General features: G+C 64.8%; 14 protein-coding genes. 7 read left to right on the top strand and 7 right to left on the bottom strand.

The window, feature by feature from the left end; genetic code table 11:
* Window positions 1-15: 15 nt before the first annotated feature.
* The 3 genes from FKZ61_RS14490 to FKZ61_RS14500 form a co-directional block, all read right to left on the bottom strand.
* Window positions 16-3,129, bottom strand: coding sequence for a VWA domain-containing protein (locus FKZ61_RS14490; protein WP_170199756.1), 3,114 nt, complete (start codon window positions 3,127-3,129; stop codon window positions 16-18).
* Window positions 3,130-3,507: 378 nt separating this feature from the next.
* Window positions 3,508-5,085 (bottom strand): DsbA family protein, encoded by a 1,578-nt coding sequence (locus FKZ61_RS14495; protein WP_141610845.1) that lies wholly within the window; start codon window positions 5,083-5,085, stop codon window positions 3,508-3,510.
* A gap of 140 nt (window positions 5,086-5,225) precedes the next feature.
* Complete coding sequence (locus tag FKZ61_RS14500; RefSeq protein WP_141610846.1) at window positions 5,226-5,513, bottom strand: hypothetical protein; 288 nt, start codon at window positions 5,511-5,513, stop codon at window positions 5,226-5,228.
* A gap of 459 nt (window positions 5,514-5,972) precedes the next feature.
* Here FKZ61_RS14500 and FKZ61_RS14505 point away from each other — a divergent pair, with 459 nt between their 5' ends.
* The 3 genes from FKZ61_RS14505 to FKZ61_RS14515 all read left to right on the top strand — a co-directional run bounded on the left by FKZ61_RS14505 (window position 5,973) and on the right by FKZ61_RS14515 (window position 12,038).
* Window positions 5,973-8,081: a hypothetical protein gene (locus FKZ61_RS14505; RefSeq protein WP_141610847.1), complete on the top strand. Its 2,109-nt coding sequence runs from the start codon at window positions 5,973-5,975 to the stop codon at window positions 8,079-8,081.
* Window positions 8,082-8,183: 102 nt separating this feature from the next.
* On the top strand, window positions 8,184-10,619 hold the full coding sequence (locus tag FKZ61_RS14510) for a transglutaminase TgpA family protein (RefSeq protein WP_141610848.1): 2,436 nt from the start codon (window positions 8,184-8,186) through the stop codon (window positions 10,617-10,619).
* A gap of 51 nt (window positions 10,620-10,670) precedes the next feature.
* Entirely contained in the window at window positions 10,671-12,038 is a 1,368-nt protein-coding gene (locus FKZ61_RS14515) for an O-antigen ligase family protein (protein WP_170199758.1), read from the top strand.
* A gap of 21 nt (window positions 12,039-12,059) precedes the next feature.
* Here FKZ61_RS14515 and gmd read toward each other — a convergent pair whose 3' ends face one another.
* Both gmd and FKZ61_RS14525 read right to left on the bottom strand, forming a co-directional pair.
* Window positions 12,060-13,088 (bottom strand): GDP-mannose 4,6-dehydratase, encoded by a 1,029-nt coding sequence (gmd, locus tag FKZ61_RS14520; RefSeq protein ID WP_141610850.1) that lies wholly within the window; start codon window positions 13,086-13,088, stop codon window positions 12,060-12,062.
* A 64-nt stretch (window positions 13,089-13,152) separates the two neighbouring features.
* Window positions 13,153-14,199: a GDP-mannose 4,6-dehydratase gene (locus FKZ61_RS14525; RefSeq protein WP_141610851.1), complete on the bottom strand. Its 1,047-nt coding sequence runs from the start codon at window positions 14,197-14,199 to the stop codon at window positions 13,153-13,155.
* Window positions 14,200-14,473: 274 nt separating this feature from the next.
* Here FKZ61_RS14525 and FKZ61_RS14530 point away from each other — a divergent pair, with 274 nt between their 5' ends.
* The 4 genes from FKZ61_RS14530 (at window position 14,474) to FKZ61_RS14545 (ending at window position 19,556) form a co-directional block, all read left to right on the top strand.
* Window positions 14,474-14,794 (top strand): BON domain-containing protein, encoded by a 321-nt coding sequence (locus FKZ61_RS14530; RefSeq protein WP_170199760.1) that lies wholly within the window; start codon window positions 14,474-14,476, stop codon window positions 14,792-14,794.
* Window positions 14,795-14,976: 182 nt separating this feature from the next.
* Complete coding sequence (locus tag FKZ61_RS14535) at window positions 14,977-15,450, top strand: Hsp20/alpha crystallin family protein (RefSeq protein ID WP_141610853.1); 474 nt, start codon at window positions 14,977-14,979, stop codon at window positions 15,448-15,450.
* 228 nt (window positions 15,451-15,678) lie between these two features.
* Entirely contained in the window at window positions 15,679-18,627 is a 2,949-nt protein-coding gene (gene secA, locus FKZ61_RS14540; RefSeq protein WP_141610854.1) for a preprotein translocase subunit SecA, read from the top strand.
* A 2-nt stretch (window positions 18,628-18,629) separates the two neighbouring features.
* Window positions 18,630-19,556 (top strand): deoxyribonuclease IV, encoded by a 927-nt coding sequence (locus FKZ61_RS14545; RefSeq protein WP_141610855.1) that lies wholly within the window; start codon window positions 18,630-18,632, stop codon window positions 19,554-19,556.
* A gap of 29 nt (window positions 19,557-19,585) precedes the next feature.
* Here FKZ61_RS14545 and FKZ61_RS14550 read toward each other — a convergent pair whose 3' ends face one another.
* Together FKZ61_RS14550 and FKZ61_RS14555 are read right to left on the bottom strand one after the other, a co-directional pair.
* Window positions 19,586-20,665 (bottom strand): radical SAM protein, encoded by a 1,080-nt coding sequence (locus FKZ61_RS14550; RefSeq protein WP_229964266.1) that lies wholly within the window; start codon window positions 20,663-20,665, stop codon window positions 19,586-19,588.
* Between the two features lie 6 nt (window positions 20,666-20,671).
* Window positions 20,672-22,144, bottom strand: coding sequence for a B12-binding domain-containing radical SAM protein (locus FKZ61_RS14555; protein WP_141610856.1), 1,473 nt, complete (start codon window positions 22,142-22,144; stop codon window positions 20,672-20,674).
* Window positions 22,145-22,162 lie beyond the last annotated feature (18 nt).

Genomic DNA, 22,162 nt, shown 5'->3' on the forward strand with positions numbered 1-22,162 from the left:
TCGATTCCAAAGATGTCACCAGGAGGAGCGCCAGGGATCCTCGGCAGCCGCGCCGTTGGCGGGCGGCACCTGCGGCGTGCGCGCCCCGGCCGGCTGGCCGGTGTCCCAAACGCTGCCCCACTCGCCCTGCTCCCACGCCGCGTCGTCCCAGGCCCCGGATGCGCCCTCCGCGACCGGCTCCGGGTACGCATCCGCGGCGGCCGGTGGCGCCAAGGGCATCTGCAGGGTGGCGGCCATGGCGGCCTGCTCCAGCTCTTCCTCATCGATGCCCCGGCCCCGGATACGGGCCACAGCCACCAGCAGCAGGAGCGCCGTCAGGGGGCCGGTGCAGAGCACCCACGGCATGCTGTAAACCGGCACCAGATAGGGCGCCAGGTAACGCTGGGGCAGGCTGGGGCTGCGAAAGTTGAAACTGACCTGTTGCCGTTCGGGCAGGCCCACGATGCCCAGGGTCAACCGGCCGCTGTAGAAGGTGCCCCGCCAGGGATCATGGGGGATGGCCTGACGGGCCACCAGGGTCAGGGGTACCTGGTAGAGGCCATCCTCCTGGGGCGGGCCATCTACCACCACCTGGGGCACATCGATCTGGGCCAGACTCAGGGTGGTGGGCTGGCCCTCGGACGCGCCGCCCGCCTCGCTGCTGGTGGCGGTCAGATCCTCCACCTGCAGGATAAAGGGCAGCTTGCCGGTGAAGCGGATCAACAGGGTGGCGTTGACCCGGCTACCCGCGTCCTGCCAGTCGCCCAGGGGAAGCTCCCCGCTGACCACCGACCACTCCACGTTGGCCACCCGGGCCCGCCAGGTCACCTGGGCCGGCACCACGTCGTAGTCGCCATCGGGCCCCGCCAGCCGGAGGGTACCGGTGCAGCTTCCCGGCGGCACCGGCTGCAGGCTGGTCAGGCGCAGGGGGAGGAACGTTCGCCCCTCCCGCTGGATCAGGTCGCCGGCGGCTACGGCCACCTGGGCACAGGTGCTCTCCTCCAGAGTAACGACCAGCGGAAAGGCTTTGTCAGCAAACTGGACGGGCACCTCCACCGTCTGATCCAGCCGGAAATTGGGCGAGGTGTCAAAGAGCACCTCGCCGAAGTCCAGGGTCTGGGCCTCGACCCGGGCCAGGGGGCGGGGGACAGTGTAGGTGACGGGCAGGGTGGCCGCAGGGCGAATGCGCACGTCCATGGGGCGGCCGGCCGGGTCCGTGGTCTGCCAGGTAATCTCCCCGGCATACTGGCCTGGGCGCAAGGTCTCCAACCCCTGCACCTGTAGCCGGGCCGGCTGGGAGCCAGTCTCCGGCACATCTACCAGAAAGTTCAGGCCCACGCCAGGAACGGGTTCGCCGCTCTCGGCATCGGTGAGCCGAAGCACGGCAGAGAGTCCGCCGATTTCCTCCAGGGTGCTGGAGCTCACCTCCACCGGCCATCCATCCAGCGGCATCTGGCCCAGGTCCAGGCTGCCGTCGGCCGTGAGGGGCAGCCCCTGCACCACCACGGCCGGCTCCAGCACCAGTTGAGATTCGGCCCAATCGCTGAAGCGCAGACCATCTAGCTGGCCCTGGATCACGTAGAAGATCCGGTAGCTGTGGCCATCCACCGGCCGGAAGGATTCGTCCGTACAGAGGCGCTCGGTGCAGTCCATTTCCACCTGGTGCACCAGCTGGCTGTTGCCGGCCTGATCCTGGGTGAAGACGTAGGCCGTGGCAGCCAGCTGCCGGACGTTGCCGCCGGTGAAGCCCACCTGCAACCGGGCTCGGGCACCGCCCGGGCCCCCTTCCACCACGGCGCCGCCCTCGGGCGTGAGGACCTGGGCCCGGGGTAGATCCGGCCGGGCTTCCAGGCGGAAGGTACGCACCAGTTGCAGGGGCTGGGTGTCCTCGCCCAACTGCAGGCGCACCAGATCGGGCTCCTCGTCGAGCAGCAGGGCCCGGGTATTGCCCTGGCCAAAGGATTCCAGCGGAACCTGGCCGTTGTAGATGATGGGCTCCTGGGCACCAGGGCCGACGCTGCGTGCCATGAGCAGCGGCGGATGGCCCGCCGGGTAGTAGCGAACCGAGGCCGGGCTGTCGGCCACGCTGGGCGGCGGGTTGAGGAGCTGGACGTAGCTGGCTGCCTGGACCACGGCAAAGCCGCCTCCCCCCGCGATCTCGGCGCGCCATGTCCCCGGGGCCAGATTCTCCGTACTCACCTGGTTGACGTCGATGTTGGGATCGTTGAGGACGTTCTGGGGCAGGACGGGCTGCTCGTCCCGCTGAACGGCGCCCAGGCCGTTGCGGGGAGTCACGAAGGTGATCCGTTGGACGCCGTGGCTATCCCGGGTGGTCAGGCGAATGGTGCTGCCGTCCCGGGGGGCGATGATGGAGCGATCCGGCTTCATCTCTGCGAAAATGGCGCCGAAGACCTGGAGCAGATCCTGGGGGGTGGCCGCCTCTCGGACGCCATAGGCGGCAAATTGCTCCCGCAGGAATTCTCCCGCGCAGCCGGCGCTGGGATTGCAGAGCACCACGGGAAACACGAAGATGCCCCCGTCCCGCAGGGTCTGGAGCTGGGCCAGGATCCGGTCCCGCTGGCTGCCCACCCCGTCGGGCTGGCTGGGTTCACCGTCGGTCAGCAGGAGCACGTACTGATTGCGGCCCGGCTCCTGGGCCTGCTGCAAGAGCTCGATGGTCCGTTCCAGCCCCAGGTCGATGCGGGTGTAGCCTCGCCGGTAGTAGTCGTTGGGCGGCTGCAGGGTCCCGCTGAGCTGGCGCCGGTTGGTGCCATCACCCACGGGCTGCAGGCTGGCCAGTGCGCCCACGCCTTCCACGCCGCTGTCAAAGCGCACCACGGCCAACCGGTCGTCCGGGTCGGCCAGTTCCAAGAGGAGGCGGGCGGCGCTGTAGCGCAGCTCCTCGGGATCGCTGGGCGGGTTAAAGCTGGGGGCACGGCAGGGGGGGAAGAAGGGGGGCTCCTCCCGAGGCCAGGGCCAACAGGTGGCCATGCTGCCGGAATCGTCCAGGAGCACCACCACGTCGATGGGTTGGGTCGGGCCCTGGGTGTCCGCCGGCGGACGGGCGATCTGGGCAGACGAGACGGCAGCCGGGGCGGCATCGGCGCCTGTTGCGCCGGCCAGCCAGAGCAGCGCGGCGATCAGGGCCACACGCCAACCTGCTGGTACGTGGGTATTCAATCGATTCATTCGCTTTATACAGCCAAAAGACCAACGCGACCTGACCGCAGGCCACCGCAAAAGTGGCCGCTGCTTCCCCAGGGCGGCTTGAACCTCGCCCTACGCACAGCGCCAGGCCGGAACGACCCACAACAGAACGTACCTCTTGAAACGTCCACCGGGACCACCCGGTTCCCATGCCCATGCCCGGGGTCAGCAGGAGCAGGCAGTGTTAAATTCACCCACCCTGCCACAGCTCCGGCCCCTGCCGGGCCGATTTGCACTGCCGTGTAGTAGACAAAGGGACGACCTGACGGCCGTCCCTGGGGTGCGATGCGTGGATGGGATGGGGACTGGATGGCAGAAATCTCAGTTGGCCTGGGCGTTGGACAGGGCCTCATCCAGGATCTCGGTAAAGGATTCCACGGGCAGGGCGCCGGGGATGACTGTGCCCTGGTTGCCGTACAGGACGATAAACGTGGGCGTGCCCCGAACGTAAGGTGCGCCGTCGTTCATATCGCTCTGGACCCGGGCATGCATCTCTTCATCCTCCAGACAGGCGGCGAAGGCATCGGGATCCAGCTCTAGCTGGGTGGCCAGATCGATGAAGACCGGGTTAGGCTCGTTGATGGACCATGCCTCTACGTTCTGGAAGATCAGGTCGTGCATTTCCCAGAACTTCCCCTGCTCGGCGGCACATTCAGAAGCCACGCCGGCAGCCGGGGCCTGGGGATGGATGCTGAGGGGGAAGTGTTTGAAGACCCACTGCACCTTGCCCGTCTCCACATACTGCTCGTCCAGGGTGGGCTGGGTCTGCTGGACATGGCGACGGCAGTAGGGGCACTGGAAGTCGGAAAATTCGATGACCTTGACGGCGGCGTTGGGGTCGCCCCGGTACTGGTCGCCGGCCAGGTCGTAGCCAGGCCGCTCTGGATCCGGTTGGAGCCCTTCGGCCGTGGCCCAGTAGGGGATGCCCTGGTCGTCGCCCTGCTGTTGGGCCTGTTGCTCGGGGGGCGCAGGGGTTTCACCGGCCAACAGCGCCTCGATCACCCCGGCGAACTGGTCGAAAGGCTGTGCGCCCACCAGCTTATGGGTGACGCCGTCGGCCACCCGCAGGAACTCGAAGCTGGGCGTGCCCGAGAAGCCCTTCTGTCGAGCCTCCGCCACACCGGCCTGCACCTCTGGTGCATGGGTGCCAGCTTCCATACAGGCCTGGAAAGCCTCCACATCGCTGCCAATCTCTTCCGCCAGGCGGGTGAAGAAGGACTGGGGATCGGGTAGCTGGCTCCACTCCTCCACCGTACGGAAGAGCTGGGCGTGCATCTCCCAGTAGAGGGCGGCCGAACCCTGATCCGCGATGCAGAGGGAGGCCTCATGGGCGGCCGGCGCGTTGGGGTGTAGCTCGGCCAGGGGGAAGTCCCGGAAGATCACCCGCAGCTGCCCGGTGCGCACGTAGGACTCGTCGATGGCGGGCTCTGTCTGGACGAAATAGCGGTTACAGAAAGGGCACTGATAATCGCTGTACTCCATCATCACCAGGGGGGCATCCAGGGCACCGCGATAGGGGTAGCCCTCTTCGGTGAATCCTACCGGAATGCCCTTGTAGGTCTCGGTAGATGGGGCAGCGCTGGCGGCGACCTCCGCCGCCGGGGCATTGCTGGCCTGGGTATTTTCCCCATTTTCCGTGCCCGCCGCTTCCGCGTTCTCCTCGCCTGTCGCCTGGCTGTCGGCCTGCCCGGCGGATTGGGGAGCTTCGGTCTGAGCCGGGGCTGCCGTGGCCGTCTCTGGTGCGGGGGCTGCGCCTTCGGATTGGGCCGGCGTGGACGCCTCCGGCGCGGCAGCACGGTTGTTCAACACCCAGAAGGCCACCAACACGATGGTCACCAGGCCAAGGACAGTCACGCCGAGCCAGATGCGTGTGCTCTGGCGCGCGCTGGAATCATTCATGCAGACTACTCCGGTTTCTCATGATCTCAAAGAGACAGGGCCCATCCACCCACGTCCGGGCCATCCGGTGGACTGTAGAACAGGGCTTCAGACCTTCCCGTCTGCCCCCACTACCGACTACCTACTCCAACTACCAAAAACTACAGCTGGAAATTCCGTCCGTTGTCCGGGACGACCTTCTGGCTATAGTTGGTGACGTAGGTCAGCAGCTTGTCGTGCAACTTCTTCCATCCCGGACTCTGAAGGATGTCCTGCAACCGTTCCGGGCTCTCGACGGCGCCGATGGTGAGCATTTGCGGACCTTCGCCGTACATGGTATACAGGACTTCGTTGGGCTCGATGCCCAACTGCATGAGACGGGGGGCGAACTCGCGCACGACGAATTCAGAGAAATCTTGCTCGCGCCCCATTTTGATATCCCATTGCATCAAAAGTCTGATCATAGGTCCGGAACGCAACCCTTTCTTGCCTGTGTACAACACCCGATAATGCCACGATACCAGAAGGAATCGAGAATTGCAACTTCCTGTTGGCCCACCGGTGTAGTAAATCCCGGCAGACATTCGCCGATAGATTCCACCAGAGGTAGCGCGCCCAGAGGGCACCTGGAATGTCTGCCGCGGTATTTACGCCAGACTGTAGTCGTCTGCCGTACTTTGGGCATGTACTCTCCAGATAGCTCAAGGGCCCCAGCGCCGCCGAGATACCGGGGTCGCAGACGATTTCCAGAGAGAATTCTGGCAAGATCTGTGTTCAGCGGTGAAATCTGTGGAGTCTCCGGCAGGCTCATCGGTGGATACCCGCCGGGATCTGCCAGGAAGCGGTGGCATCGGCTGCTCCTGGCGGGGTGTCTGGCTTTCCTCCTGGGAACGTGGCTACCGCCACTTTTGGCCGCCTGGTTTCCGGCCTGGCCCCTGGCCCCGAGGCAGGCCCTGGCAGCGCCGACCCGACAGGGCACGCCTGGGGTGCAGGCGACCAGCCCCACCCTCTACCTGGTTCCCCAGGACGCTACCGTTGTGGTGCTGCACACCCATGTGGCGACTTTCCAGCTTCAGCCCCTGGCGGACGGCCGCACATCCCTGGGCGTGGAGCTCCTGTTTCGCCTGAAGAATCCCTCCCAGGAGACGGTAAACCTGGTCGCCCGCCTGGATGGAAGGAGCGGCCCCCTGGCGCCCGAGCAGGCGGCGGCTTTCCCCGATCTCTCGGCGTCGGTGGATGGCCAGGCGCTAAGCTTCCAGCCGCTGGTGGTCCAGGGTAACCAGGCCCTGGGCCTGAGCCTCTCGCTGGCGGCGGAAGCCCAGCGCACCGTCCGCCTGCGCTACACCGTGACCGGGCTGGCCGGGCCGCTGGCCGGGTTGCGCTATGATCCTGCGCCTTTGCGGGGCTGGTCGGGTACGCCCAGCGTGCGGGTCACCGTCCAGATCCCGCCGGCGATCCCGCCGGAGAGCTGGCTTGGCATCGCGCCGGACGGCTGGCGCTACGGGCTGGAAGCGCCAGCAGAGATGACGGCCATCCAGTGGCTGTTCGACAACGGCCTCCCTCGCCAGCCCTTTCACTTCCAGTTCGTGGCCCCGTCCACCTGGGGCCAGCTTCAGGCCGCCCGGCAGGCCGCTGTCAGCGGCGCCCCGCCCGACGCATTCCGGCAGCTTGGCGACCTCTATCGGCAACTTTACGCGGCGGCGGATGTGGCCACCCAGGGGAGCCTCCGGGCCCGCTTCTATGCCCTGGCCCTGGCAGCCTACACCGACGGCCTGACCGAACACGAGCGCCAGGGGCTGCCGCCGGCGGCAGCTACGGAATTGCACCTGCGCCTGGCTGACCTCTACCGCAACCGGGCGGCGGATGTGGGCGGAAATGCGGCCCTGCCCTATGCCAGGCTCCTGGTGGAGCAGGCCGCCGCTGCCCTGGAAGGCCTGCCGGCAGACGACCGGCGACGGGCCGAGGTGATGCGCTGGCAGACGGAAGGGCTTTATCTGCTTCTGAGCGACGCGCGTCAACGCCGGGAGTGGCCCCAGGCCCTTCAGCTCATCGAAGAAATCGCCCGCCTGTCCCCCACGGCTGCGGAGCAGGAAACCCTGGCCGAGATGCGACGCACCGTCCGGGTGCAACAGGCGTTGGATCTCCTGGAGCAGGGCCAGCGGGATGCCGCCATGGCCCTGGCCGCGGAGGAGCTGAGCGACCTGCAACTGCAGCCGCCCCCCCAATTTCAGCCCCTGTTCGCCCGCTGGCAGGTCACCGTCACCACCGGCCTGGCCGGGACGACCTTGAAGCTGACCGGGGAGCCGTCCCCTGGCCGGGAGGCTGATGCTCGCGCGGCCCTGGAGGGTCTGCTCCAGCAGTGGTCGACGGCATTGACACAGGACGGTCGAGCCGGTTATGATATCAACCTGGCTGCCACACCGCCCCAGGCCACCACACCCACATCGCTGACCCTGACCATCACCTATCCTGACACCGCATCTGGGGTTCCCCTGGCCCGGGCATTGCCCGCCACGGCGGACTGGGCCCTGCTGCGGGAGCTGCTCCTCCAGATCCGGCCGGAGACAACCCGCCGCTCCCATCTGCTGTGGCAACAGGTGAGCCTACGCCAGCCCCTGGACCTGCGCCGGGCCGGCGATCAGTGGGCCATGATGGCCACAGACCTGGAACGGCAGGCAGCCCAATTTGAAGCCCAGGCAGCTCCGGACGTCTGGGAGGATGTAGCCCGTCTGGAAACAGCCTTGCAGGCCCATGTCCAGGCAGCCAACTATCGAGTCGCGGCCCAGGCGTGGCGGGACCTGCTGCAGGAGAGCTGGGTGCTGGTGGAATTGCAGGCCGGCTCCAGCTTGTTGGGGACATCCGGCCAGGGCCGATCCTGGCTTGTGACGGCCACCACCCCCTCCCAGATGCTCACCTTCGATGGGCAGATGGTGAACCCGGGGCGAGCCGCCCTCAGTGCAACAGCCGGTTTCTTTGGCTTGTTCTTGCTGGCGGGTATGCTCTGGCGGCTGCTGTAAGGTATAGCGGGAGGGCTGTACCAGACGTCGCCAACCCTTGGGGCAAGATGTAAGTCAGCCCACAGGGCCTGTGGCACTTTGGCGCGACAATCGAGGTTAACCATGGCAACCCGAACCTTTGATTCCACCCGAACCGATCGCCCTGGCCGGCGGTACAGTGAAAACGTCTACTTCCAGGACGGCCGGCTTTTCACTGGTATACTCGTTTCGCTGCTCTATCTGATCCTGGCCATTTCCCTGGATGCAGCCGGCTATGTCTCGGACATGACCCTGCTGGTGCCCGTCACCCTGGGCGCCCTGCTGCTGGGCTTTTTGATGGCCTACAGCCGTTTCGACGGCTTCTTTGCCCTGTCCCACAGCATGTTCACCGGCCTGGCCTGGATCCTGTATTTGATGACCGGCCTGGTGAGCGAAGCCGAGCTGGCGCCCTTTCAAAACAACGGCATCCCCGAGCTCCAGGCCCGAGCCTATTTCATCCTGCTACGCTGGCTGAACTGGGTGGACGCAGCCCTCAACAATGCCGCCAGCGCGGATAACTACGTTTTCATCTTCGAGATGAGCTTTCTGGTCTGGTGGCTGACCTACCTGGGCGTCTGGGCCATCTTCCGCTATGGCTACACCTGGCGGGCGGTCATCCCCGCGGGCCTGGTGCTGCTCATCAACACCTACTATGCGCCCCGCTCCATCCTGGGCTTTCTCATCTTCTTCTGCCTGGTGGCCATGATCCTGTTCGTGCGCACCCACCTGGCGGAACAGCAGATCCGGTGGCGAGAACAGCGAGTCCACTTTAGCCAGGATATCACGTTGGATTTCCTGCGCAACGGCTTCCTCTTCAGCGTGCTGATCATCACCCTGGCCTGGCTCTCACCGGGCCTTGGCCACAGCTTCCAGGTGCGCAACGTGATGGCCCCCCTGAATGAGCGCTGGCAGGAGACCACAGAACGCTGGAACCGGCTCTACCAGGGGCTCAACCGACAGACCCGGCCCACCACCGCGGCCTTTGGGCGTACCCTGTCCCTGGGCGGTGAGCGCAACGTGGGCAATAGCATCGTCTTCCAGGTCAACACCGCGCAGGGGCGATACTGGCGAGCCGTGGTGTACGACACCTACACCGGCCGCCAGTGGCTGAACACCAGCGACGAAGAGCTAAACTTCGATGCCCAGGAGGCGGTTCCGGTGGCCGGTTGGGCCCTGCGGCGCCCCATGACCCAGACCATCACCCTTCGGTCACCCACGGGCAATATCCTTTTCGGCGCGCCGGACATTGTGCGGGCCAGCGTCCCCTTCGAGGCGCTGGTACAGCCCCTGCCTGCGCCCTCCCTCTTCGGGCCTGCGGGCACCGACGGCGAGCCCGCAGCTACCGCCGTGGAGATCGCCCTGGCCCGCGCCCGGACGCCCCTGGAAGCGGGGGACAGTTACACCGTGGTGAGCTACTACACCGAGGTCACCCAGCGTGCCCTGCGCAGTGTGGAAGCGGACTTCCCCCCCGAGATCCTGGAAAAATATCTCCAGCTGCCGGAGAACTTCTCGCCCCGGGTGGCCGAGACAGCCCGCACCGTGGTGGCAGGCCAGGAGACCCTGTACGACAAAGCCAAGGCCATCGAGACCTTCCTGCGGGGCTACACCTACAACGACGCCATCAGCGCGCCGCCGCCGGATGTGGATCCGGTGGAATATTTCCTCTACGACATCAAGGAAGGCTATTGCGATTACTACGCCACGGCTATGGCCGTCATGCTGCGCAGCCTGGGCATCCCGGCCCGGGTGGTCAGTGGCTACGCCGAAGGCACCTACGACGAAGAGACGGGGCTCTTCTACATCACCGAGCGGGACGCCCACACCTGGGTTGAGGTTTACTTCCCGGGCCTGGGCTGGATCGAGTTTGAGCCCACCGCCGGAGAAAGCACCCTGAACCGTCCCGTGGGCAACGACCCCATCCCGGCGGACATGGCCAGCGCCCCCCTGGATACCAACCTGGACCCCTACATGGAGGAGGATCCCTTTGCGCCTGGCCTGGACATGGGGGCGGAGAGCCTGCTCAACGAGGAATTTGCCATGGAGGGCGGCACGGAAGTGCTGGCGGGGCAGAGCCGATGGCTGGGCGCGCTGGTGCTTTTGGGCGTCCTGAGCGCAGGCGCCTGGCTGGTCTGGCGGACCCGGCTGTCCGGTCCCAACCGCTTTGACCCGGACCTGCCTCCCATTTTCTTCGGGCGGCTCCAGCAATGGGCGGCGCGGCTGGGCCTGTCTCTCCCTCCCACCCAGACGCCCTACGAACAGGCCCACCAGCTGGAACGGGCCCTACCGGTGGCCCGGGAGCCTATCCACACCATCATCCATTCCTACGTGCACTACCGCTTCAGCCGCAACAGCCACAGCCCGGGAACGTCCGGCAGCCTCCGGTCTTCCGTGGATGAAGATGGCCAGCTGATGGCCGCGTGGAACTCGCTGCAGCCCATCTTCTGGAAGGCGTGGCTGCGAAAAATGATGCGCACCATCCTGCGCCGAAAGGTGGATCCCTTCTCCCTGCTGGAACGTTGATGGAGGATGGCCGGTTTTGCGGCCCCATGCGGCCTGTGCTACCATGCGGCCATGAGGTATTTGCGCGCCTGGTGGGACATTCCCCTCATCGTCGACCTGCTGCTGCTGGGGCTGGCAATGCCTTCCCTCTACTTTCCGGCCCGCTTTCCACCGTGGACCATTCCCTTGAGCCTGGTTTTCTTGGCTCTGGGATGGCTCTGGCGACGATGGCGGCTGGGCCTGTGGTGCCGCTCCACGCCGGCCGATTGGCCGCTCTTTTTTTTATTGGGTCTCATGCTGCCCATCTCCCTGTGGGCCGCGCCCGAACCTTTGCGGATGGCGCACTCCATTCCCCGGGCCTACATTTTGCTCTGGAATTTTTGCCTCTTCGCCGCGGTGGTGGCCCACGGAAGCCGCGACATGCGTCTCTATCGGGCTGTCGCAGCCGGCTTCTTCCTGGCCGCCACGGGGATCGCCCTGGCGGCGCCCCTGGGCATGAACTGGCTGTACAAGTTCGCCTTGCTTCAGCCTGTGCTGAGCCGCATTCCGGGGCCGCTGGTGGGCGTCTTCCAGGGGGCGGAGAGCGGGTTCCACCCCAACCAGGTAGCCGGCACGCTGCTCCACGCCCTGCCGCTGATGCTGGCTCTCAGCGTCGCCCAGGTGTGGGGCGCCCTGGGTAACCGGGGACAACGCACCTGGAGTCACAGGGCGCTGCGGGCGCTTTTTCTCCTCTGTACGGGGATTGTGCTGGGGGTATTGGTGCTCACCCAGTCCCGCTCTGGCCTACTGGGGCTGACGGTGGGGGTGTTGACCATGGCGCTTTTGCCCTGGCGGTGGGGGCGCTGGGCGCTGGCCGGAGGAGTGGTGGCCCTGGTGCTGGCCTTCCCTTTCCTGCCCGCCAGCCTGGTGGACCTCATCAGCGATGCGCCCCCCGTGGAAGCCCTGGGCGGAACCAGCAGCCTGGGCTTCCGGCAGACGGTCTGGAGCGCCGCCATCACGGGCCTCCACGACTTTGCCTTCACTGGCATGGGGCTGGGTACCTTCCGGGAAGTGGTTTTCCTCCTCTATCCCATGCAGGGCATTTCCCCCACCTATGACCTGGGACACGCCCACAACTTTTTCATCCAGACCGGCCTGGACTTCGGCCTACCCGGGCTGGTTGCCCTGTTGGCCATCTATTTGCTCCTGGTGACCGGGCTGGTGGGAGTCTGGCGCCGGGCAGGTCAAGAGGCGGCGGAGCAGCGGGTGTGGGCGCTGGGGCTGTTAGGCTGCCTGCTGGCCCAGACCCTGTACAGCCAGTTGGATGCGGTGGCCATGGGTGCCAAGACCAATTTCCTCTGGTGGTGGATGGTGGCCCTGGGGCTGGCCCTCCAGATTCAGACCAGCACCCACATCCGACCGACGGCCGACCCCTCGAACGAGCTGGGCCAGCCGTCCTGACGCGACCAGATGGGCCCGTTCCTACCGGGCGTCCGGCTGTTTCTGAATCTCCTGCTGCTGGATCTCCTGCTGTTGGGGTGGATAGCCGTTGGCCTTCTGCAACGCGGCCAGGTCGGCATCCACCATGAGGCGCACCAGCTGTTTGAAATCCACGGTGGGCTCCCAGCCCAGCCGCTTGCCGGCCTTGCTGGCATCGCCCACCAGGAGGTCCACCTCAGCCGGGCGATAGAACTTGGGATCCTGCACCACGTATTCCCGCCAGTCCAGGTCCACGTAGCTGAACGCCTCTTCCACGAATTCTCGCACACTATGGGTCTCGCCGGTGGCCAGGACGTAGTCGTCGGGCTCGTCCTGTTGCAACATGAGCCACATGCCCCGCACATAGTCGGCGGCGTAACCCCAATCCCGCCGGGCCTCCAGATTGCCCAGGCGCAGCTCGTTGGCCAGGCCCAGCTTGATACGGGCCACGCCATGGGTGATCTTGTGGGTGACGAATTCCAGGCCTCGGCGGGGGCTTTCGTGGTTGAACAGGATACCGGAACAGCCAAAGATCCCGTAGCTCTCCCGGTAGTTGACTGTGATCCAATGGCCGTAGACCTTGGCCACGCCGTAGGGACTGCGGGGATGGAAGGGGGTGGTCTCCCGCTGGGGCACCTCTACCACCTTGCCGAACATTTCGCTGCTGCTGGCCTGATAGAAGCGGATCTTGGGATCCACGATGCGGATGGCCTCCAGCATGCGGGTGACGCCCAGGGCCGTGAATTCGCCGGTCAACACCGGCTGGGTGAAGCTGGTGGGCACGAAGCTCTGGGCGGCCAGGTTGTAGACTTCCTGCGGTCGATACTCCTGGAGGATCCCGATCAGGCTCATCTGGTCCAACAGGTCACCCTGGACGATCTCGAGCTGGTCCTGGATGTGTTTGATGCGGTCAAAGTTGATGGTGCTGGTCCGACGGACCATGCCGATGACCCGGTATCCTTTTTCCAGCAGAAACTCGGCCAGATAGCTACCATCCTGACCGGTGACGCCGGTAATCAATGCGGTACGCATTTTTCTTCACTCCTCTGAATCATTCCCGTCTCGACAGAAAACAGCTGCCCGTTTGGCAGCAGAGTCATTCCTCAAAATCGCGGGCGGAGATGGACGTAGGCCTGCCCGCGGGCCCGCCCGTGGGATCCCGGCGTAGCTGTTCCCGCCAGCTATCCAGCAGATCCCGCAACGAATCCTGTAAGGTGACCCGGGGTTGCCAGCCGGTGGCGGCCACCAGGCGCCGGTTATCACAGACGCTGATGGGCACATCGCTGGGGCGTAGACGGGTGGGATCCTGGGTCACCGACACCTGGGCAGGGGTCAACTGAAGCAGGGTATCCAGCAGCCAGCGCACAGGGCGGGCTTCCCCCCGCCCGATGTTGTAGACCTGGCCGGGCTCACCCCGGTTGATGACCAGCCAGTAGGCGCGGACCACATCCCGCACATCGGTGAAATCCCGCTGAGCCTCCAGGTTGCCCACCGCCACCACCGGTTCCCGCAGGCCCGCTTCAATTTCAGCAATCTGCCGGGCGAAGGCGCTGGCCACAAAATCGTCCGACTGACCCGGGCCAATATGGTTGAAACTTCTGGCTCGAATGGTGGGGATCCGGTGGCTGTTCCAATACTGCAGGCCCATCATGTCCTGGGCTACTTTGCTGACGCCGTAGGGGCTATTGGGGCGGAAGGGCGTCTCTTCATCGATGGGCAGATCCTCGGGCTGGACCAGGCCGTAGACTTCATTGGAAGTGACGATGAGGGTGCGGCAGTCCGGCGCCCAACGCCGCACCGCCTCCAGAAGGTTGAGCTGGCAGTGGATGTTCAGCTCGTAGGTGGTCCACGGCTGGGCCCAGCTCCCCCCCACGTCGCTCCAGGCAGCCAGGTGCAGGATCCGATCCGGCTGAACCTGCTGAATGAGCTCGCTCACCCACAGGGCGTTGCGCAGATCTCCCCGATGCAGGTGCAGGGCGCTGCGCAGATGCTGGATGCGCCGGTCGTGACGGTGGATGACGCCATGGATCTCCAGCGCCTCACCTGGCGGCAGAACGTCCGCCGTAGCCTGTGGCTCCCGCAGCAAATATTCGGCCAGGTGGCTGCCGGCAAACCCGGCGATCCCCGTCAACAAGACGCGCACTGTCTTTCCACGCTCCTTTCGTCTCCCGCTCGTCCATCGCCCGGCCCTCCCTCTCTCCCACCCTCGATTCCATCGCCAGGCAGGAAGTCCCGCACCATCCGGGTTGGGATGACAGGGGCTAGTATAGACCATCGGGCAGAGAGGGAACAAAGTGGCGGGTGAGTCAAATGGACTTCAAACAATGTACAAACAGTTCATTAGTGCCTTTCTGACGCCACTGTGCCATAGTAGTAGCACCAGAGACGAGGGTTTCAGCAAGACAGGAGTAGCCACCATGGTCCGAGTAGGGCATGGCGCAAGCGATTTAGCCACGGCGTGGCGGGTGCGGGACGCCCTGGCGGCCCACCCCTTGCTGGGAGGCGCCACGGCCCAGATCCAGATTGTGGCCAGCCGTGACAGCATTACCCTGGAGGGGTGGGCTGTGGATGAACGGGTACGAGCCCTGGCTGTCCAGCTTGCCCTGCGCGCGGCAGGCCGTCGCCCGGTCTATCCACATCTGCGCATTGGCCGCGCCCACGATGGGCGCCCGACCAACGGGCAGTCGCCCACAGGCGTAGCCGGCCAGGCTGCCCGCTCCTGGCCGGGTGAACGCTAACGAAATTTTAGCGCAGTTCTGACTGAACGATAACGGAATGCATGCGCCCATCTAACGTTGACGGCTTAGCGTTTTAGGCAAAACGCATGCAATGAAATACCTGTCATATGCATCAGTGTCTGACACAAATTTCCGACATTGATTTCTGACTCAGATGCTGGCACAGAAAGGAGGGATGAGTCATGCGGAGCACCATCTACGACAGCATGGTTCGTGACTTCGCGACCCTGGCTGACACCATGAACCGTCTGTTCGAGTGGCGCATGATGCCCTACAACTACGAGCGCAATGGTGGCAGCACCGGCGAGAGCGCCGTTCAGGGTCGGACTGTCTGGCTGCCGCTGGATGTCTGGGCCACCGATGACGCCTTCCACATCCAGGCCTACGTGCCCGGTATCCGGCCGGAGGACGTGGAGATCACCTGGAACAACGACGAGCTGATCATCCGGGGCCAGTTCCCGCCTCGCCAGGAAGGGGACCGGATCGAGTACTATAAACAGGAGCTCTTCCACGGGGCCTTCGAGCGGCGGCTGGGCTTCAACCTGCCTGTGGATGCGGAGCACATCGAGGCGACCTTTGAAAATGGCCTGTTGACCTTGACCGTGCCCAAGGCGGAATCCATCCGGCCCAAGCAGATCAAGGTGCAGGCCCGGTAAACCCAAACCCGATTTCTTTGCCCCATAGTCCATCCTCCTTTGGCGTGAGCCCTCCAGGCGTTGTACCTGGAGGGCTCCTGATTTTCTGGCCGGGCGGATGGGGCGCCATGGAAAATGGGATGACCCTCATGGAACTTTCATGACCACTTTTGCATTCTCGTGGTAAAATGTAAACAGTTTGCCGCAAATACGGCCAGGAAGCACTGGTTTGAACGATAAGGGAATGACATGCTGAAGAAACTTTATTACGCCATTGCCGGCGATCCCAATGAGAAGATCTTAAAACGCCACCAGCCCCTGGTGGACCGCATCAACGAGCTGGAAAAGTCCTTCGAGGCCAAAAGCGACGATGAACTCCGGGAGATGACCGAGCGCTTCCGCCAACGGGTCCAGGAGGCCGTCCGCCCCTTGAAGGAGGAGCTGGCGCGCGCGGAAGAAGAATACCTGGCCGTGGTGGGCACCGACCAGCAAAAATTTGCCCGCCTGGAAGTGGATCGCCTCAAAAAGGAAATTCTGGAGATCGAAGACTCGGTACTGACGGAAATTCTGCCCGAGGCCTTCGCCGCCGTCCGGGAGGCCAGCAAGCGCACCATCGGCCTCCGCCACTACGACGTGCAACTCCTGGGCGGGATCGTGCTGCACACGGGCGCCATCGCAGAGATGAAGACCGGTGAAGGTAAGACCCTGGTGGCCACCCTGCCCCTCTACCTCAACGCGCTGGCAGGGCGTGGCGTTCACCTGGTCACGCCCAACGACTACCTCTCCAAGGTGGGCCTCCAGCTCATGGGGCCCATCTACCACCTGTTGGGGCTGAGCGCGGCTGTGATCCAGAACAGCGCCGGCAGCCCGGACAAGGGTAGCTTCCTCTACGATCCCGAGTACCCGTCGGCCGACGACCGCTTTCAGGCCCTGCGGCCCATCACCCGGCGGGAAGCATACCAGGCCGACATCACCTACGGCACCAACAACGAGTTCGGCTTCGACTACCTGCGGGACAACATGGTCCAGGATATCTCCCAGCTCACCCAGCGGGAGCTCCACTACGCCATCGTGGACGAGGTGGATAACATCCTCATCGATGAGGCCCGCACCCCCCTCATCATCTCCGGGGAGGCCCGGGAAAGCTCCAACTACTATGTGGAGTTCGCCAACCTGGTCAAGCACCTGCGTCCCGAGGTCCACTACGTGGTCAACGAGAAGGAGCGGGTGGCCACCCTGACCGAGGAAGGCATCTCGTACATCGAGCAGCGGCTGGGCATCGAGAATCTCTACAGCCCGGAACACTTCGAGATGATCCCATACCTGGACAACGCGCTGCGGGCCCACGCCCTCTACAAGCGGGACCGGGACTACATCGTCCGCAACAACGAGGTCGTCATCGTGGACGAGTTCACCGGCCGCCTGATGGAAGGCCGACGCTACAGCGAGGGGCTGCACCAGGCCATCGAGGCCAAGGAAGGGGTCAAGGTCCAGAAGGAATCCATGACCCTGGCCACCATCACCTTCCAGAACTTCTTCCGCATGTACAACAAGCTGGCCGGCATGACCGGCACGGCCAAGACGGAAGAAGAAGAGTTCCAGCGTATCTACAACCTGGATGTGGTGGTGATCCCCACCTACAAGCCCATCATCCGCCAGGACCTGCCCGACCTGGTCTACCGGACCCAGGAGGCCAAGTTCAAGGCGGTGTTGGCGGACATCGAGGAGGCCCACAAGCGGGGGCAGCCGGTGCTGGTGGGCACGGTGGCCATCGAAACCAGTGAGCTGGTCAGCGCCATGCTCAAGCGCCGGGGCATCCCCCACGAGGTGCTCAATGCCAAGAACCATGAACGGGAGGCCACCATCATCGCCCAGGCCGGCCGCCCTGGCGCGGTCACCATTGCCACCAACATGGCCGGCCGTGGTGTGGACATCCTCCTGGGCGGCAACCCCGAGGGCCTGGCCCGGGAGCAGTTGCGCAAAGAAGGCTTCGACCTCAACGAGATCTCCCAGGCGGATTGGAACGCCTGCCTGGAGATGCTGAAACACGGCCAGGATCCCCTGCGGGTCTACAACACCCGGTGGGCCGAGGTCCTCAAGCAGAAGTATGAGGAAGTGGCCCGGGACCGGGAGCTGGTGAAGCAGTTGGGCGGCCTCCACGTGGTGGGTACGGAGCGGCACGAGGCCCGACGCATCGACAACCAGCTCCGTGGCCGCTCTGGCCGTCTGGGCGACCCCGGCAGCAGCCGCTTCTACCTGAGCCTGGAAGACGACCTGATGCGCCGTTTTGGCGGCGACCGCATCGCCAATCTGATGAACCGCCTGGGCGTGGAAGACGACATGCCCATCGAGGCCGGCCTGGTGAGCAAAGCCATCGAAAATGCCCAGAGCAAGGTAGAGGGCCATAACTTCGACATCCGCAAGCACGTGCTTCAGTACGACGAGGTGGTCAACGAACAGCGCAACCGCATCTACGACCAGCGCCGTCGCATCCTCACCGAGCCCTCCATGAAGAATTCCATCGTGGCCATGATCGAGGAGGAGGTGGGCGAGCTGGTGGACACCTTCACGGCCAGCGAGTACGAAGACGAGTGGCAACTGGAGGAGCTGGTCCAGGCCCTGCGGGCCCTCTTCCCCCTGCCCCAGGACTTCTCGGCCGAACAGTGGAAGGGGCTGCGGGCAGAGGAGATCGAAGAGCAGGCAGTGGCCTTGGCCCTGGAGGCCTACGCGGCCAAGGAGGCGGAGCTGGGCGAAGAGCTCATGCGCCGCATCGAGAAGCAGATCATGCTCCAGGCCGTGGACTACCGCTGGATCCACCACCTGACCGACCTGGACCGGCTGCGGGAAGGCATCGGCCTGCAGGCCTTCGCCCAGATCGACCCGCTGGTGGCCTACAAGCGGGAGGCCTTCCGCATGTACGGCGAGCTGATGGATGACATCCGCAGCGACATCGTCAAGGCCATCTTCAGCCTCCAGGTCCAGCGCCAGCCAGTGGCACCCACGCCCATCGCCCGCAACATCCGCACCAACCGGGATGGCAACGGCGCGGGCAAACCCCAGACGATGCGCAAGACTGGGCCAGAGCTGGGCCGCAATGACCCCTGCTGGTGCGGCAGCGGCAAGAAGTACAAGAATTGCCACATGCGCAGCGACCGTCAGCGGGCTGCCGGTGGCCAACGAGTACCGGCCGGGCAGTAGCCATGGCAGTACTCATGTTAGGCGCCCACATGTCCATCGCCGGCGGCGTCAGCCAGGCGCTGGATCGGGCCGCTTCCATCGGCAGCAACGCAGTCCAGGTCTTCACCAAGAACAACCGCCAGTGGAACGGCCCGCCTGTGGACGAGGCAGACGTGGCCCGCTGGCACGAGCAGATGGCCGCCCAGGGCATCCAATACGCGGTCAGCCACGCCAGCTATCTAATCAACCTGGCCAGCCCCAAGGATCCCCTGTGGGAGAAGAGCCTGCGGGCCCACAAGGACGAACTTCAGCGGGCCCATGCCTACGCCATCCCCCACGTGGTGTTGCATCCCGGCGCCCACACCGGCAGCGGCGAGAAAGCAGGCATCGCCCGCATCGCCGCAGCCCTCAACCGCATCCACCGGGAGACGCCTGAATGTGCCGACACCCTCACCCTGCTGGAGCTGATGGCCGGGCAGGGTAGCACCCTGGGCAAGTCCTTTGCCGAGCTACGGGCCATCATGGAACTGTTGGCAGAGCCAGGCCGGGTGGGAATCTGCGTGGACACCTGCCATGCCTTTGCGGCCGGCTACGACCTGCGCACGCCCGAGGGCTACGAGGCCATGCTGGCCGAGATGGAGCAGGAGGTGGGGCTGGATGCGCTCAAGTGCTGGCACTTCAACGACAGCAAGGGGAAGCTGGGCAGCCACGTGGATCGACACACCCACATCGGCGAAGGGGAGATCGGCGAGGCGGGCTTCGCCCACATCCTCAACGATCCCCGCTGGGACGGAATCGCCATGTTGCTGGAGACACCCAAAGGGGACGATCTGGCGGAGGATGTGATGAACCTGCGCCGGCTCTGTGCCCTGGTGGCCGATCCGTCCCGCATTCCGCCAGGGTTACGGGATGGCCACGAAACGGGTCAGGAAGCGGGCGGACCTCCATGAGGTCCGCCTGAAACTTGGATGGGGATTGATTACTTGACCACGTCGGCCAGCACTTTGGTCACCGTGGGAGGATGGAGGAGCATGTTGGCATAGTTGGCATTGGCCATGGGGCAGGCGCACTCTTTGCGCTTGATGCTCCCCCGCAGCGCTTCCATGGCCTGGCTGCGCCAGATGGGCGTGATGTCGTAGTCGTGTTCCCGCAGGTTGCCCACGGCCTCGGCGCGGATGCAGCAACTCCACAGGTCGCCGTTGGGGGCGATGTGGGCGCTGGCCCAGCCTGCGTAGCAGGGGATCACCTGATCCCGTTCCCGCAGCACCCGTTTGGCCAGCTGGTAGTACTGGGCCCGAAAGGCCTGGGTGAAGCGGGCGATACCCCGGGCCGGCGCCTGCCGGGCCTGCTGGCTCAGAAAATCGGCGATCTCGTCGTAGTCGTCCGGCCGGGGGGTGATGCCCCAGCCTACCGTGTCCAGCTCCACCCGTTCCTCAGCCACCTCAGTGATGTAGCTGTCGGGCTCCAGCGGCTGAAGCCCCGCGTAAATTTCCTTGAAGCGGTGGACGTTGAAGCGGCTGATCACCGTGTGCACCGTCAGCACCAGATTTTTGTGCTGTTGCTGCAGCGCCTTGAGCTGGCGCCAGGTTTCCATGGCCAGCTCCCAGTTCCCCTCCACGCCCCGGATGTCATCGTGCTCCTCGCCCACGCCGTCCAGGCTCAGGTTGATGCCGATGCTGGACTTGGGACATTCCCGGCAGATGCGGTCCACCATGGTGAGCACCCGCTCGGTCAGCATGCCGTTGGTGGGGATGGTGATCACTTCGGGCCGGCAGTGTCGGTAGGCACGGACCACCAGCTCGTCCAGATCCTTGCGCAGGAAGGGCTCGCCGCCGGTGAAGGTCATGTAGAAGGGCGCGCGGCCCAGGTGGGCGAAAACCCGCTCCCACTCGTCGACGGTCAGGTCGTCGTTGGGCTTCCGCCAGACATCACAGGTGCGGCACTTGCTGTTGCAGCGGAAGCTGACGCTGATCACCACCGAGAAGGGCTTGACCTTAGGCCACCCAAAGGCACGAAAGGCCCAATAGAGGGGCAACTTCGGCAATAGTCCCAACATCATGGGGTGTTATCCCACCACCACCTTCTTCTCGGAAGCACCGATGGCATCGACCGTCTGGTCCTTGCTGCCGATGAAGAAGCGCTTCACCTGGGCCAGGGTGTTGGGCAGGTTGGTCCAGTTCTCCTTGAACATCATCTTCTCCAAGACCCGCTCCGGGCGGTAGAGGTAGAAGCGGCGGTAGGCCTCCCGCCACTTGCGGACCACCAGCTCCGGATCGTAGCCCTCGTTCATGGTGAAACGGGCCTTCTGCTCGTGGATGGCGTAGTCGCTCCAGTTGTCGGCGAAGATCTGGCCGCCCTCCTTGATCATGTCGTACATGGCCGTACCGGGGAAGGGCGCAGCCAGCAGGAAATTGGCCAGCTTGGGGTCCAGCTCCAGGGCCAGCTGGATGGTCTTCTCCATGGTCTCCTCGTTGTCGCCGGGCATGCCGAAGATGAAGAAGCCCATGGTCTGCAGGCCGGCGGCCTTGGCGTTGGCGAAGGCCTCCCGCACCATGTCAATGGTCTGCCCCTTGCGGATCACGTTGCGCAGCATGTGCTCATCGCCATTTTCCACGCCGAAGCCAACCCGCTTGCAGCCGGCGGCCTTCATGAGCTGGAAGAGCTCCAGGTCGGTGTGGTTGACCTTCATGCCGTGGACCGTCACCCAGGGCACGGTGTTCAGCCCCTCTTCCACCAGCCGGCGGCAAAGCTCCTTGGCCCGGGGCAGCTTCAAGTTCCAGATGTCATCGGTGACGCCGATCTCCGTGGCGCCCAGCCCCTTGACCAGCCACTTCCACTCCTGGACCACACTTTCCACCGAGCGGGCCCGCCAGGTATCCCCCGTGACCGGCTTGGAGCAGAAGGTGCACTTGTAGGGGCAGCCCCGGCTGGTCAGGATGGTGAAGCTGCGGGCGTGGGGATCCAGGCCGTCGGTGAGGGGCTGGAGGTTGGTATAGCGGTCGATCTTGAAGAGATCGTGGGCCGGAAAGGGCAGCGCGTCCAGGTCCGGGATCATGGGGCTCTCAGGGCTGGCCACGATCTCGTCGCCATGGCGGAAGTGGATGCCGGGGATCACGTCCGGCCGGCGGCCCGCATCCAGGATGTTGACCAGTTCCAGGAAGCTGTACTCGCTCTCCCCCTTGAAGACGTAGTCCACGTACTCGTGGTGGGGCGGCTGCAGGGATTCCAGGGGCATGATGGTCAGGTGCGGTCCGCCCAGGACCGTGTGGAGCCCCCGCTTCTTGGCCAGGGCCGCCATCTCCCACGCCTCCTGAATCAGGGGGGTGGTGGCGGTGATGCCGATCAGCTGGTAGGGTTTGCCTGCCGCCTCGGCCTGGTCCAGGTAGTAGTCGACGCCCACGTCTTCAATGGCGGCATCGTAGATCATCACATCGTGGCCGCCTTCACGCAACACCGCGGCGAGGTAGCCGAGTCCCAGGGGGATGTGTTTGCGGGCGCTCCAGACTTTGGCCTCTGGACTGGCAAGAATTACACGCATAAAAAACCTCGAAGGTGA

Origin of the sequence: Litorilinea aerophila, from assembly GCF_006569185.2 — a bacterium.
Taxonomy (GTDB): domain Bacteria; phylum Chloroflexota; class Anaerolineae; order Caldilineales; family Caldilineaceae; genus Litorilinea; species Litorilinea aerophila.

Excerpts from the sequence above, each read along its gene's own strand:
- FKZ61_RS14495 (WP_141610845.1), bottom strand. The coding sequence starts at position 5,085 with ATGAATGATTCCAGCGCGCGCCAGAGCACACGCATCTGGCTCGGCGTG.
- FKZ61_RS14500 (WP_141610846.1), bottom strand. The coding sequence starts at position 5,513 with ATGCAATGGGATATCAAAATGGGGCGCGAGCAAGATTTCTCTGAATTC.
- FKZ61_RS14510 (WP_141610848.1), top strand. The coding sequence starts at position 8,184 with ATGGCAACCCGAACCTTTGATTCCACCCGAACCGATCGCCCTGGCCGG.
- FKZ61_RS14515 (WP_170199758.1), top strand. The coding sequence starts at position 10,671 with ATGAGGTATTTGCGCGCCTGGTGGGACATTCCCCTCATCGTCGACCTG.
- gmd (WP_141610850.1), bottom strand. The coding sequence starts at position 13,088 with ATGCGTACCGCATTGATTACCGGCGTCACCGGTCAGGATGGTAGCTAT.
- FKZ61_RS14530 (WP_170199760.1), top strand. The coding sequence starts at position 14,474 with ATGGTCCGAGTAGGGCATGGCGCAAGCGATTTAGCCACGGCGTGGCGG.
- FKZ61_RS14535 (WP_141610853.1), top strand. The coding sequence starts at position 14,977 with ATGCGGAGCACCATCTACGACAGCATGGTTCGTGACTTCGCGACCCTG.
- secA (WP_141610854.1), top strand. The coding sequence starts at position 15,679 with ATGCTGAAGAAACTTTATTACGCCATTGCCGGCGATCCCAATGAGAAG.
- FKZ61_RS14545 (WP_141610855.1), top strand. The coding sequence starts at position 18,630 with ATGGCAGTACTCATGTTAGGCGCCCACATGTCCATCGCCGGCGGCGTC.
- FKZ61_RS14550 (WP_229964266.1), bottom strand. The coding sequence starts at position 20,665 with ATGATGTTGGGACTATTGCCGAAGTTGCCCCTCTATTGGGCCTTTCGT.
- FKZ61_RS14555 (WP_141610856.1), bottom strand. The coding sequence starts at position 22,144 with ATGCGTGTAATTCTTGCCAGTCCAGAGGCCAAAGTCTGGAGCGCCCGC.